The organism is Mycobacterium kubicae (genome assembly GCF_015689175.1).
Classification (GTDB): Bacteria; Actinomycetota; Actinomycetes; order Mycobacteriales; family Mycobacteriaceae; genus Mycobacterium; species Mycobacterium kubicae.
The window spans coordinates 3,178,203-3,191,344 of sequence record NZ_CP065047.1 but is presented as its reverse complement, the minus strand read 5'-3'; the positions used below and the strand labels follow the sequence as shown (position 1 = coordinate 3,191,344).

Here is a 13,142-nt window from a genome sequence, read left to right as displayed (position 1 = left end):
GCCCTCAGCCCCAATCACCTGCCACGCCAGCATCTCGGACTTGGATTGGCCACCTGTCCAATCGCGTAGCCGATGCCAGGTCTCGTCAAATCGGTTTCTCGGGACAGTCACGGTGCTCCACTTCGCCCCCGAATCGGGGATTCGTCACATCACAGCCCAAACGCTACATCCGCCATCAGACGGCACTCGTTGCGCTTCGAGCCCGATCTTTTTCGAGCCGCGCAAAAAATCCATGGCTACCCCGTGGGAGCCACCCCGAGGGGGGAGCCGAAGATTTTCGGGGGTGGGTGGCATCGGTGTGCCGCCGAGCCGAGGGCTGGCCGCGGCCCGCTGGCTGCTGGCTGTCTGGGCGCCCACCGCGGGCCTGGGCCGCCGTCTCGGGGGTCGTGGGCGGCGCCCCGGCAGCCAAGGACGAGTCGGAACCGGGGCGCCTGCCCACGCCGCGCCGGGGTGTGTGCGGGCTGTTGCACCCACCCGGCAGCGCGGTCTAGGTGGTCAGTAGAACCACTGGCCGGATGGGTTGGGGTCGGGCGTTGCGTCGGCGCTGTGCCCGACTTCGCTGAGTGGGACGGCGGTGCCGGGTGCGATGGAGGCCAGGTGCGGCAGCATCGTTTCGTCGTTTTCGCACAGGGTGATCCAGTGTTTCTTGCTGCTGGCCATGATGCGGCCGGTGTCGATGGCGTGGTCAACGGCGGCCTCGACTTTGGCCTTGGCTGCCGCGGCGATGACCCGTCTGCCTTCTTGGGCGTCGCGGCGCAGTGCGTCGGCGGTGGGCTTGTCGATGACCTCCATGCCGTGCCGTGCGGCTGCGGCGACGACGGCGCTGGCCTTGGCGGTGTCGAGGCCCTGGACCTGGGTGGCGAGGTCCTTGGCGGTGTCCACCACCAGGTTGGCGTCGTCGGTGTCGGCTGGTAGGCCCAGTGCGTCGAGTAGCGCCGCGGTCTGGGTGTCGTCAAGCGTGAGTGCCATGGTGTGCGTTTCCCTTCTGGGCTAGCTGAGGCCGGTGATTTTCTTGGCGGCGTAGGGCCGGTCGACGGCCATGGCGGGCACGGCGTAGACCTGCAGCACCCACGACCGGGTGCCCTTCTCTTCCCAGATGTCCACGGTGAGCGGCAGTTCGAAGCCGACCGTGCCCACTGCGCCCTGTTCGAGGACGAAAGCTTGCCCGATGGGGATGCGGGGGTTGGCGAACATGCCGTTGGTGAAGCCCGCGGATTCCAGTGCGGCGTCCAGGTTCTCGGCGTAGGCGACGCGTAGCTGCTTGGCCTGCTCTGGGTGCACAATGAGCAAATCGTGTTGCACACCAAGCTCTTCCAAATCGGCCATCTCTTGCGCCTCGGCCCAGTGGGCACTTGGCCGGTCTGCCGATGGGGTGATGGCATCCAGCGGCCCCACCATGACCAGGTCATCCCATCCGGCCGCGGGTGCCAGGCTGCCGATGCTGGCGGCCTGGAGGGCGGCCACCGCACGGGTATCCAACTTACGAGCAAGGGTATTCGAGAGCTGAGTTACAGTGTTGTCCAACAGGTTTGCGTCATTCCGCAAGATCGCCTCGGCAGGCAGGATGGCCTTGGCGCCCCAGTCCTCCACGGGTGCTAGCCGCGGCTCGGGTGCCACGCCTTCGATGACGGCGTACTCCGCGCCCGGTGTGCGCTTCTCCATGCCACCTGCGGCGTAGTAGTCGGCGGCGGTGATGGTGCTGTAGAGCAGCGCGCCGCCCTGCACCTGCGTTCCCAATTGGCGGAAGAACTTGCCGAGCAGCAGTTGCTTGTCGGCCAGCTTGGCGATGCGGGTCTGGATGATTGACGGATGCTTGAGCGCGGCATCGACGGTCAACTGCTGCCCGGACAGGGTGGGGATGAGCGGTGAAGTCATGGCGGTTCGGTTCCTTTCGGTTAGGCGTAGAACGCCACTTCGGCGACGGCGCCGTCGGCGGCCCCGGTGACGGCGAACCCGACCACGACGCCCGCCGCGGCGGTTGAGGCTGCACCCCCTGCGCCGACCTGGACGGCGGCACCGGCGGCGATGGCCCCGGAGGCAAGGACTTTGACGACGCCGCCGCGGGCCACGTGCACCAACTGACCGGTCGCGGCGTCGTGGGCGGCCACTCCGAACGCGCGGTCCCCTGCTGCGGCTGGCGCTACCGCGAGGTTGCCTGCGGCGGTGCGGTTGCCGCTGATCTTGACGAACTTGCGGGCGCTGATGGTGGCGGTGGCTTCGCCGGTGATGTTCGCGCCGGGGGCATACGAGTAGGGGTTGATGCGGGTAGTCGACATGCGGGTGTCCTTCCGGGTTAGACGGCCAGGGTTCGGGTGCTGCGGGTGCGTCGGGCACGTGCCACCGCGACAGCGCGGGCACGCTGGCTGGTCGCCTCGCCGCGCGGTGGTGCGGCCAGCACTAGGCGGCGCGCTGATGCTGCTGCGACGCCGTACAAGTCGGTGATGTCGGCCAGCGTCTCGATACCCGGCGCGGTGGCACCGAGTAGCGCCACCGCGGTCAGCACCAGCGGCCACACAGTGCCATCGGGTGCGGTGTAATCCACCAACGCCTCCACCGACCGCGAGGGATAGCTGTGCGGCAGCAGCGCGGCGATGGCGGCTGGCACGTCCACAAAGTCGCCGACCAACGTCGCACCGGCATCGGCCAGGCGCAGGTTATCGACGCGGCCAAGTGCGGGACCGCCGTCGAAACGGGGGTCGCTGTGCCCGATTTTGAGCCGAGCCCGCGGCAGCACACCCGCGGCGTGCGCGGCGACGACGGCGGCCAGATCGTCGGCCGTCACCGTCCAGCCATCGGGGTGGCTTGCGGTCTGCCACGTTCCGACCCGCATCAACTCCACGCCGCGGATGGTGCGCAGGTTAGGCACAACGCTCACCTGCCCTGCGCCGCGGCCCTCCGCTGGCTAAAAGCGGTGACGGCTGCGGCGTCGAACTGCCAGCGGGTGCCGGTGCGGCTGGCCGGTAGGCGGCCGCGGCGGGCAAGGTCGCGGACCCCGTTGGCTGAGATGCCGAGGAGGCGTGCGGCCTGGCCGGTGCCCATGGTGCCGGTGACATGCGGACCAGCGTGCACCGAATCACGTTGCAGTGCACGCACACTGGCGGTTGTTTCTGGCGGTTGCGCCGAATGCTGCTGCTCAGCAACCGAATCGGGCACTGGTGGTTGTGCTGGCGGTTCGGCCGAGTGGCGCACAGCGCGGCGCAGCTTCGCCGTCACCGACTCCAGGCGCGCCGGGGTCGGCCCAGCCGTCAACTGCGCCAAGCGGTCCAGCGCTTCCACAACAAACGCGCCGTCATAGGCATCGAGGTACACACCGGCCAGCCGCTGAATCACCGCGCACCCACATCGGCATCGGGGTAAACCATCAGCGAATCGAGGCGCACCAACTCCGCCTGCAACAACGCCACTAGGGCATCGGGTGCAAGGTCGGAGGCCATGCGCGCTACCGCAGGAGCGGCCACGCACCAGACGCCGCGGGGCGTCAGACCGCCGAACGGCTGTTCGCGGCACTCGCGCACGGTCAGGTCATGGGCAGCCGATGCCATGTCGTCAGCGTCGGTGATCTGTGCAATTGCTAGCACGTAACCCGCACGCAGACAACGTAACTCAAAGTCGTCATCGCCGCCTGTGCACCGCACCCGCAGGTCTTCGCGCTGGTGGTCGGTCAGCAGGTCGCGCAGCCGGTTGATGATGCGCCACACTAGCAACTCGACCTGCGGGCGGTCACGGGCACAGCACGTCGGCAGCACCACAGCGGCGCCGCGAATGACGGCATCGTCCAGCACCCGGCGGGCGTCACCGACCAAACGCACATCCGCGGCGCGGAACACTTCGTACGGCATTGACGCCAGGCCAACATCGTCCGGGCAGCACTCGCACGGCGTGCTGGCATGGTCCACAGCTGCCGCGAAGCCCACATCAAGGCCAGCCAGCCCAAACCACAGGGCCATGGCAGCCGTGGCATCGGCGCGCACCTGCCGCCGCACATCGGCGGGGTCGGCGTCGGTGACCGGGTTGACGGGCTTCCGCGGCCGGTTCCGCATCCGGGCAGCCACCCGCGCCACCACAGCCTCGTCATCGTCGGCCGGTTCGCCGCTACTTACCTCGCTCATTTTCCCTCCTGTGTTGTGCCGTGAACGGTTGTGCTGCGGAGTGTTTCGGCTGCCTCGACTAGTGCATCGGCCAATGCGAACGCTTCGGCCGGTGACACCGTCAGGATCACCGGCCCCGCGCGGATGCTCACGCGGCGTGTGCGGAGCTTGGGCACCACCGCAACCGCGTAGTCGCCGCCGTGGACGGTCAACCGCATGCCGCACCGGCATTGGGGTGCTCGTGTAGCGGCTCGCTGGGATCGCGCGCGACGGGCGGGTCGGCGGCGTTGTGGCCGCAGCGCACGGCCGGGTCCAACGGCACTCCATCCGCGCCCAGACGCCACCCTGACGGGTCGCAGCCGCGGCAAGCACGAATGGCTGCCGCGCGCGCCGCCCGCGCCGCCTGCGCCGCACCACGGCCAGTACGGCCCTCCAGGGCGGCGGCCACCTCGCGGGGCTCCGCTCCCGCGGCCAAGCCCGCAACGGCAACGATGCGAGCCCAGTCCTGCGTGCTGACCCAGCGGCCACCGGGCATGCTCACCGCACACGCTCGCCGCTGCGCTGGCCGCCCTCGGGCCTTTGACCTGCGGCAGTACGCAAAGCACGCAATTTCTGTATGACGACATAGGCGCGCGCGTACTGGTGAACCCCCAATTGCGTACTTTGCGTGCTATTCGCCTTCATCGTCGCTCACCTTCACCGCAATTCCGGTGCGCCATCGTTTGCCGTTGGTAGGACGCCCGGCCTGGTAGCCAAGGCGGTCTAGCGCTGAACCGAACGCCCGCTGCGACATCGCCTCGGCGCCATCACGCACCCGCCACCGCTCGAAGGCCTCGTGAAGCTGCGCGGTGGTTGCCTTGAGCGCCGGACTCGTCGTCACGCACTCTTCCGCTATGAAGCGGCGCGCCGCATCGCTCTCGGACTGGTAGTCGTCGGTTGCCGTGCGCACCTGTTCGGGTTCGTCAAGGCCCCAGGCAAGGTAGTCGGCAAGGCCCGCGACAGCCCAGGACAGAATGCCGTCAGCTTCGCAGTGCAGCTTTGTGTCCAGTTCGGTGTCCTGGTCGTGGCTGGGGATGCAGACGGCGAACGGCACCACGCGGATACGCGCCCAGACGGCCGGGTCGTCACCGGACACCTTCGGCAGGTGGTTGGTGACCAGGATCGGCAGGTGCGACGGGGTAAAGGTGACGAAGTTGCGGCGCATGTGGCGGGCGGTGACGGGGTCGCCCCCGGTCAGCCGCTTCATGGTGGCCTCGGCCAGTCGGCGGTCGCGGTCAGACTCCGACACCACTATCAGGCGCCGCCCCAAAAGGTCCATCTGGCCGGTGGGATGCGCCCCTTCGCGGTGCATGAACAGATCCGGTTCAGCCACGTGACCGTAATCGTCCAGCGCGTACAACAGCGCCTTGTACAGGGTGCCTTTCCCGTTGCGGCCGGTGCCGGTGAAGATGGGCAGGATGTGTTCACGCACCTCGCCCAGCAGCGCAAGCCCGGCCAGGCGCTGCACGAATCCGCGTACAGCCCCATCGGGTAGCACCCGCGCCAGGAACGCCTCCCACACTGCTGGTTGTGCCGCCTCGGGGTGGTACGCGCCGCGGCACACCTTTGTGATGCGGTCGGCCGGGTTGTGCGGCCGAAGCTCCTGCGTGCGTAGATCAAGTGTGCCGTTGGCGGTGTTCAGCAGATATGGGTCGGCGTCCAAGTCGCGCACGGTGGCCGCGAAAACCGTTAGCGCAGCGGCGATCTCCAGCACACCTGCAAGCCCGGCAGCGGATTCGCACTTGCGCACGTCCGCCCGCAACTCCCTATCGCCCAGCGACTCTGCCAAGGCTCGCCGCAGCACATCGAGAACGGCGCGGTGGGCGGCCCCGGTGTCGTCGGCTGCCCACCGTCGCCCGTCCCACTGATGCCAGCCGATGCCGTGGACGTGTAGCAGCTTGTTCTCGTAGGCCGCGGCCAACAGGTACGCCATGCGCACCTGCCCGGAATGTTTGGCCTGCTCGGCGTCCCGGATGCCGTGCGCTTGCCCGCTGTCGCCGACCGGCAAACCATTGCGGGCCTCTTCGACTGCCACGAGGTCGTCTAATCCCAACCCGGCGGCGATGTGGTCCGCCAAATCCTTGCCAGCCCTGGCTTCCACGATGCGCACCGATGCGGCGATGCCTTGAAGTTGCTCGGCTACCTGGTAGGCATGCCGGCGGCCGGGCTCGTCGCGGTCGGCGACGATCACGACCGGATGGTCGCGCAGTGGCGTCCAGTCGAACTTGTGGGCTTTACCGGCGCCCATTGCGCCGCACACCGCGACTGCACCTACCGCCCTTGCGGCCTCGACGTCCTTCTCGCCCTCGACGGCGTACACGGTGCCGTGCGCACCGATGTTGTCCACGCCGTATAACGCGCGGCCGCTGGTGTTACCGGATTGCGCGAATTTCTTGCCGGGCTTTCGGTGCACCTTCCGTCCATCGGTGTAGGTGTAGGTGCGGCTTGGGTTGTACGCCGCACGGATACGCGGCTCGTCGAAAAGGTCGCGGTCCGTCAGCCCGATGGCGCCCAAAATGTCCCGGTGGTCGCAACCGGCGTGGCAGTACACCACCACACCTGTGCCGTCACGGCGTTGCTTGATCGACAGCGACGGGTTGCTGTCGTCGTGAGCAGGGCACTGCGCGGCAAGCTGATCACCGCGCTCAACGACGTGTTTTCCGTTGCTGCGCAACGCCTCTGCAATCGCTATCAGCGCCGCACTCATTGCCGACCTCGCTGCGCTGTTCCGGCGCTGCGGCCTAACAGCGTCCCGGCGGTACGCTCAGTGTGCAGTTGTTGTGATGAAGCCTCCCCGAATGCCCGTTCTGGGAGGCTTTTTCGTTCATTCACGCCTGCGCACCACCCAACGCGGCGGTGCGGGCTGGCTTCAGCAACTGGGCAAGTTTCGTCCGCTGGGCATCTGTGAGCGGCGGCGCCTTCGCAAGGGTGTCGCGTATGTAGTCATCGAGGCGAGCTGCGGCGAAGTCGCGCCGCGCCTCAGTCGTCTCGGCCGAATCTCGCCCAGTGGCGTGGGCAGACTGCGCCAACCTGGCGCGAGCGGACCGCGATTGCGGCGAAGTGGGCACAGGCATCGGAGGGAACTCCCAAGGGGCACAAGAAGTGGCCCCTCCGATGAGAGGGATTTCAACGCGTCAGCGGCTGATCGGCAATTGCTTCCGACCGGCGGCGTTACCCGCGCTAACGGGAAACGATACCAGCTATCGCATGTAGAGGAAGTTCCGTCTGACCTGTAGCCGCCCAGGCATCGAGCGCCTCCACCATGCGGGCGTGCGCGCGGGTCTCGCGGGTTTCGTCGAAGACGACCTGGGCGCTGAGGCGGCAACCGCCATTACCGCACCTCAAATCAATCCGGTCACGTCCTTGGCCGCTCTGGTCGGCTCCGTGTCCACGACCGCCGTCGCGTGCAACAGCCCACCCGCGCGCGTCGTCCATGCGAAGTGTTCGCACCATCCGCGCCACGTACAGCCGTGTGTGGGGCGCACCCGGCGCGCCGTCGCAATGAACCTCGATAAGGTGTACGTCATCGTCGCTCATTTCCAGTTCACCTTCACTCTCTCGGGATTGAACACCTTGCCGCCCTTGCCAACTGGGGCAACTTCGAACTCCACCAACACGTCGATGACCGCGCGCAGGCGGTCCGCGGACAGCGCCCGGACCCGCTCGGCGACTTCTGGTGTCCCGAGCGGCAATCCGTCGAATACGCGCAACCGTTCCTGATCGTGCTGGCGGCGCTCGATGCCGGCCAACTGCTCGTTAATGCGATCGGTCATGGCGCGGTAACCCTTGCCGTCGATCAGGCCGTCGGCCCGTTCGATGGCGATGTCGTCCAGGCGCGCCAGCAGCGTCGCCCGCTCACCGCGTAGCCGCTCCGCTTCGGTGGTGTCGTGCAGTTCGGCTTTCAACAGGTCCACCGCGTCCGGCTGCGCCAACCGCCCCGCTACGACGCCGTAGACCAGCGGCTCAACGTGCTCAGCGCGCACCGACACCCCGCGGCACGTCTTGCACGCGTAGGTGATTCGTTTGTCGAGGGTCTGCATCCCGGACAGGTAGCCGCCGCAACCGTCCTTGCCGCATTGCAGCACGCCGGTTAACAGGTGGCGGCGCACCGTCTTGCGGCCCGGTGCCCGTCCGGGCGCTTCCAGCACGCCTTGGACGGCGCGCCACGTGTCCTCGTCCACCAGCGCTGGCCACGTGCCTTTGCCGACGACGACACCGTTGTGGTCCCGCAAACCGGCATTGCGGGGCTTGCGCAGAAAGTTCGAGACCTGCGGCTGCGTCCACTTGCGCCGTTCCACTACGGGCTGCGCGTCGCGGATCGTTTGGCCGTCGGCGTTCTTGGGCTTCACCCAGCGCTGCGTCAGCGCGCCCGCGTCGTTCCACATCCGGCACACGTCGCCGAGAGAGGCCCCGGCAAGGACCGCCGCGTACGCCTCACGCACCAGCGGCGCCACCGCAGGATCGGGTTGGTAGGTGTCACCGATGTAGCCGAAGGCGCGCCGCCACTTCGGTGCGCCGCTCGCGGCTAACTGCTTGGCCGCGGCCCGCTGCCGCTCACCCTTGTGCTCGGACTCCTGCGTCGACACGCTGCCGATGATGGTGGCCAGCATGCGCCCGGTGGCGTTGGAGAGGTCCATGTCGCCGCCGTTGACGGTGCGAATCTCCACCCCGGCGGCCACGTCCAGCAACCGCACCAGGTCAGCAAGACGCCGGTAGAGGCGGTCGGGGTGCCAACAGATCAGCGAGTCGATCTCGCCGCGCTTCATCGCATCCAGCAGCGCCTCGAACTGCGGCCGCGTCTTGCCGTTATAGGCGGATAGGTCGTTGTCGTCGAAGCGGGCCACCACGTTCCAGCCGAGGCGTTCGGCCAGTGCGGTGCAGTCCTCGAGTTGCCTGGTCACGCCGTGGCGTTGGCCGGAACGGTCCAGGCTGATACGGGTGTAGATGGCGGTAGCTTGGCGCATCCTTAAAATGTACTACGGATATCAGGTGATGTTTTCGGCACAAACATTTGAGATTCGACGGATGCGTCGGGCCTAGCGGATACGGAATCGTATGGTCGACGTCGCAGAATTCGGCTGGGCGATCACAGTTAGGGAAGCGGCAAGTCAGGTCACGGCAACGCACGAAGTCTTCCAGCGCCCTCGAGGGCCGGTATTGGGATTGGGCCACGACCTCGCTGCCAGGATGTTGAACCGGCCGAAGTCGTGCCCCTCGGCGGACCAACTCGGCCAACTGCGGCGCCGGTACCGTGCCGCCACTGGTGATCAAAGCGGTGGTCCAATTCTTCGCAGCCCCAGCCGGAAGTGGCGGCTCCGGCTCGGGTGTCTGGGACTTGATCTCACCCGACAGGTGCGCATCGGTCTTGGCTTCCACTGCGGAGGCCTCGGCGACGACGTGGATGACGACACCGGTTGGTTGATCGTCGCAGTCGGTTCGGGCGGGGCAGTCGGGGGTGTCGCACGCGCAGGTGAGGCGTAAAGCGCCGGCAGCCAAGACGCCCAGCGCGTCGGCGCGACGTTGAGCGATGGTGCGTGGGTCGTCGTCGCAGACCTCGTGAGCCATCTGGTGCAGGCGCCGATCCAGTGTCGCGGCGTCGGTGCAATACAACCGCCCCCACAGTGTGGTGGTGCCCGATTCGTCGTGGGCAGAGTCGATCACCAAGTCGCGACTACGCGCTGCGGCGCGGGTGCGTCGAAGCGCCTGCGGGTCATAGCGATCGACCACCGCATCAATGGCCTGGGCGGTCTTGTTGGCGGATAACGGGCCGTACCGTCTCGCATCCTCGGCCAGCGTCTTGTCCACCAGCTGCAAGGTTTCCGGGTCTTTGATGAGATCGGTGTGCCACACGATCGCTGAGGCAAGTCGAGCGCTGATCGTGCCGTCCGCCAAGAGCGCTGCCACGTTCGGCAGTCGAGTCCGTAGTGCCGAGCCGAGGTACATCTGACCGGACGCCATTGCATGGCTGATACCTTGTGCCGCAGCCACTTCGGCGGCCATCGCGTCCCAATTGTCGCAGGACCACCGTGCGAGATCGGTAGGGCCGTCAGCGTGGCGATGCACCAGTTCGGCGATGGCCGCCAGCCGGCGCGCCGACGCGGCGGCCTCCACCCGAGCCCAGCCGGCGATGGCCGCAACCAGGGTCGCATCGTCGGCGCCCGCCAGCGCAGCCAGATCAGGCAGGTCTCCATCGAACATATGTGCGATTCTAGTCGCCCGCGCCGAAACGAAGAACCCCACGACGACCGCCTGTGCACAGACGCCCAACTGTGGACAACTACGAGATCGTCACCCCGCGGGTCACCCGCAGCAGCTCGAGCTTGCCGGCGTCACTGCTGTCTGCGGCTGCGGTGTAGGTCACCAGGTGCAAGTCAGCACCCGGAATGTCGAGGACATCGCAGTCAACCCTGATCTCGCCGACCTCCGGATGCCGAATCGTCTTGCATTGAGTGGTGTGCACAGCCGGCGAAGCCGCTCGCCACCGTTCGTCGAAATCCGTTGACACAGTCCTCAATTCACGTACCAACTCCGACAAACCCGGATCCAGCGGGTAGCGCGCCGACGCCGCCTTCAAGTCCGCCAGAATCGCGTTCTCGAACGTTCCGTCACTCACCGCAGCGGGGGAGTGCGATGACGTCAACAAGGCCCGCGCCGGGCCGTCACCGAAGATGGCGCGGGCGACATTGCGCTCCCGGGGAGGTAATTGCGCCGGATCACCGGCCAGGGCGACCCACATGTCGTTCCACCACTGCAAGGTCCAGTCGGCGGAGAACACCGCACAGGGGATGTCCGACAAGCGGCGCACCAGGCGTTGAATGCCCGGCGGCAGATAGGTGTCGATGGTGCCGTCCCGCGGCGGCAACAGCCCCGCGCTCGCGAAAAGTTGATCGCGTTCGCTGCGCGACAACTGCAACGCCCGGGCCAGCGACGCCACCACCGAGGGCGACGGGTGGCTGGACCTGCCTTGTTCCAGCCGCAGCAGGTAATCGACGGAGATACCTGCGAGCGTGGCGAGTTCTTCGCGGCGCAGCCCCGGCGCGCGCCGCCGCAGCGCGACGGTCAAGCCGACCTCCTGCGGAGACAGCCGGTCCCGCCACAGCCGCAGTAGTTCGCCGAATGTCACACAGCAATTATCGGCGCAACGGCGCCTTGCAGCATAGGTACTCTCAGTCCCCCTCTCGGCAACACCTGGCAGGACCACCGCCCGCACCGCATGCTCGAGTGAAATGGAAAGGAGCACACCATGAATCACACCATCGTCATGACCGGAGCGACTCGCGGCATCGGGCGCGTCGCGGCCGAACGCATTCTCGCCGAAGACAAGGACGCTCACCTGCTGGTACTGGCCCGCGGTGAAAGTGGAGCCGAGCTGGTCCGCGATCTGCAACGCCGCGGACATACCGTCGCACACATCGAAGCCGACTTATCGTCACTGGCGAGCACCCGCACGGCAGCGGCAACGCTGCGCGACAATCTCACGCACGGTCAATTGCCCCCTGTGAAAGGCTTCGTCGGCAACGCGGGAATCCAATACCCCAACGACACCACCGAGGGGCCCGAAGGGTTCGAAGCCACCTTCGCCCTCAACGTAATGGCCAATCATGTGCTCATCTCGGCGCTGACCGACCTCTTCGAGCCGCCCGCCCGCATCGTCATCACCTCCAGTGACACCCACTTCGGGGACTTCAAACACAACCTCGGTCTGGTGCCGGCACCGAACTGGCAAGCGCCGGAGACCCTGGCGCGTATCAACGCGTTCCCCAGCCCGGCGAGCGTTGCTGCCGGACGCACGGCGTACTCGACCAGCAAGCTCGCGGTCATCTACCTCGTGCACGAGTACGCGCGCCGGTTGCCCGCCGGCGTCGACATCGTCTCGTACAACCCAGGTTTCGTGCCGAACACCGGGCTCGCACGCAACGCCGATCCGTTGTCGCGGTTCGTGGTGCGCCGGATCCTGCCGGCACTGGCTGTGACCCCGGTCGCCACGAGCCGGCGGGCGGCCGGCCAGTACCTGGCAGACGTCGTGCTGGGCAAAATCGACGCTGCGTCCGGGTCATACGTGGACCGCGGGAAAGTAATCCGGTCTTCGGACGAGTCATATGATCCCGCACGGGAGGCGCAGCTGTGGCAGGCGCTCGAGCGATTGACCGCGGCCGTGTGAACAGATCAGGACGTACCGGTCCGCCGGGCATACCCGGTGCGCTTTTCGACTTGAACGTCGCTGGTGAATACCCGGCCGGTGCCCAACGCTCGTCCCATCGCCTCTCGTAGCCCGCGGGGCAACAGCTGTTGCGCCGACACCGTGAAACCGATTGTGCGCGGCACGATTACACGAGGACGGGGTTTGGCGATCACCTCCACCACCGCTCGGGCGACGTCTTCGGGCTCGGCGTTCTTGAAGCCCTTGGCGTGTCCGATGCCGGCAGTCATCTCGGTGTTGGTCAACGTGGGCATGATCGAGGAGAAGTGCACGCCAGATCCGCGGTTCTCCAGCCGCACGGTGTCGGTGTAGCCGAGCACGGCATGCTTGGTGGCGCAATAGGTTGCGATACCCTCGGTCGGCAGCACGCCGCCAAGTGAGGCGATGTTGATGACGTGCCCCTGACGGCGGGGCAGCATGCGTTGCGCAGCCAGTTTGGTGCCCAGGATGACGCCGAAGACGTTGACCTTCAGCAAGCGTTCGGTGACGGCGTCGGGCTCTTCGGCCGCGTCGCCCACCGCAATGACGCCCGCATTGTTGACCAGGACGTCTAATTGACCCAGCTGGTTTTCCACGTCATCCAGAAACTCGGTGAAGGATCCGCGATTGGTCACGTCCAGGCTTCGGCTGACCGGCAGTCCCAGCCGGCTACCGCTCTCGACGACGGCGGCTTCATCGATATCACCGATCGCCACCTTGGCGCCTTGACCGTGCAGGGCGGCGGCTATGGCCAAACCGATCCCGCGCGCTCCACCCGTGACGGCAACCACCTTCTCGGCAACAGACACAGCCCTCATCATTACCCATGCGGAGCG

At 67.0% G+C, this 13,142-nt stretch carries 14 protein-coding genes and 1 pseudogene; 1 reads left to right on the top strand and 14 read right to left on the bottom strand.

Annotated elements, in window-relative coordinates; all coding sequences use genetic code 11:
* Positions 1–495: 495 nt before the first annotated feature.
* The 13 genes and pseudogenes from I2456_RS14980 to I2456_RS14925 form a co-directional block, all read right to left on the bottom strand.
* The gene (locus I2456_RS14980; RefSeq protein WP_085073153.1) at positions 496–969 is read right to left on the bottom strand and encodes a phage protease; all 474 of its coding nucleotides are present in this window, start codon (positions 967–969) and stop codon (positions 496–498) included.
* A 21-nt stretch (positions 970–990) separates the two neighbouring features.
* Positions 991–1,875, bottom strand: coding sequence for a major capsid protein (locus I2456_RS14975; RefSeq protein WP_085073154.1), 885 nt, complete (start codon positions 1,873–1,875; stop codon positions 991–993).
* Positions 1,876–1,895: 20 nt separating this feature from the next.
* Positions 1,896–2,276 (bottom strand): capsid cement protein, encoded by a 381-nt coding sequence (locus I2456_RS14970; RefSeq protein ID WP_085073155.1) that lies wholly within the window; start codon positions 2,274–2,276, stop codon positions 1,896–1,898.
* A 17-nt stretch (positions 2,277–2,293) separates the two neighbouring features.
* Positions 2,294–2,875, bottom strand: coding sequence for a hypothetical protein (locus tag I2456_RS14965; protein WP_241007717.1), 582 nt, complete (start codon positions 2,873–2,875; stop codon positions 2,294–2,296).
* Positions 2,872–3,330 carry a helix-turn-helix domain-containing protein gene (locus tag I2456_RS14960; protein WP_085073156.1) on the bottom strand — a complete coding sequence of 153 codons (459 nt, stop codon included), beginning with the start codon at positions 3,328–3,330 and terminating at the stop codon, positions 2,872–2,874. The genes I2456_RS14965 and I2456_RS14960 overlap by 4 nt, the downstream gene beginning before the upstream one ends.
* On the bottom strand, positions 3,327–4,109 hold the full coding sequence (locus I2456_RS14955) for a hypothetical protein (RefSeq protein WP_085073157.1): 783 nt from the start codon (positions 4,107–4,109) through the stop codon (positions 3,327–3,329). Before I2456_RS14955 ends, I2456_RS14960 begins: the two co-directional genes overlap by 4 nt.
* Before the next feature lie 187 nt (positions 4,110–4,296).
* Complete coding sequence (locus I2456_RS14950) at positions 4,297–4,629, bottom strand: hypothetical protein (protein WP_139823052.1); 333 nt, start codon at positions 4,627–4,629, stop codon at positions 4,297–4,299.
* Between the two features lie 129 nt (positions 4,630–4,758).
* Positions 4,759–6,060, bottom strand: coding sequence for a DNA primase family protein (locus I2456_RS28500; protein ID WP_169717183.1), 1,302 nt, complete (start codon positions 6,058–6,060; stop codon positions 4,759–4,761).
* 186 nt (positions 6,061–6,246) lie between these two features.
* Positions 6,247–6,834 (bottom strand): annotated as a pseudogene (locus tag I2456_RS28495) (AAA family ATPase); the annotation flags it as partial.
* Positions 6,835–7,307: 473 nt separating this feature from the next.
* A complete protein-coding gene (locus tag I2456_RS14940; RefSeq protein WP_085073162.1) occupies positions 7,308–7,664 on the bottom strand; it encodes a hypothetical protein in 357 nt (118 codons plus the stop codon).
* Positions 7,661–9,028: a recombinase family protein gene (locus I2456_RS14935; protein WP_241007848.1), complete on the bottom strand. Its 1,368-nt coding sequence runs from the start codon at positions 9,026–9,028 to the stop codon at positions 7,661–7,663. The genes I2456_RS14940 and I2456_RS14935 overlap by 4 nt, the downstream gene beginning before the upstream one ends.
* The gene (locus I2456_RS14930; protein WP_241007716.1) at positions 8,934–10,325 is read right to left on the bottom strand and encodes an HNH endonuclease signature motif containing protein; all 1,392 of its coding nucleotides are present in this window, start codon (positions 10,323–10,325) and stop codon (positions 8,934–8,936) included. The genes I2456_RS14935 and I2456_RS14930 overlap by 95 nt, the downstream gene beginning before the upstream one ends.
* Positions 10,326–10,404: 79 nt before the next feature.
* Positions 10,405–11,250, bottom strand: a complete 846-nt coding sequence (locus I2456_RS14925; protein WP_085072958.1) for a helix-turn-helix transcriptional regulator — start codon at positions 11,248–11,250, stop codon at positions 10,405–10,407.
* Between the two features lie 120 nt (positions 11,251–11,370).
* On the opposite strand from I2456_RS14925, the gene I2456_RS14920 reads away from it, so the two are divergent.
* Positions 11,371–12,288, top strand: a complete 918-nt coding sequence (locus tag I2456_RS14920; protein WP_085072959.1) for an SDR family NAD(P)-dependent oxidoreductase — start codon at positions 11,371–11,373, stop codon at positions 12,286–12,288.
* Between the two features lie 5 nt (positions 12,289–12,293).
* Here I2456_RS14920 and I2456_RS14915 read toward each other — a convergent pair whose 3' ends face one another.
* Positions 12,294–13,115 carry an SDR family oxidoreductase gene (locus I2456_RS14915; RefSeq protein ID WP_371869928.1) on the bottom strand — a complete coding sequence of 274 codons (822 nt, stop codon included), beginning with the start codon at positions 13,113–13,115 and terminating at the stop codon, positions 12,294–12,296.
* Positions 13,116–13,142 lie beyond the last annotated feature (27 nt).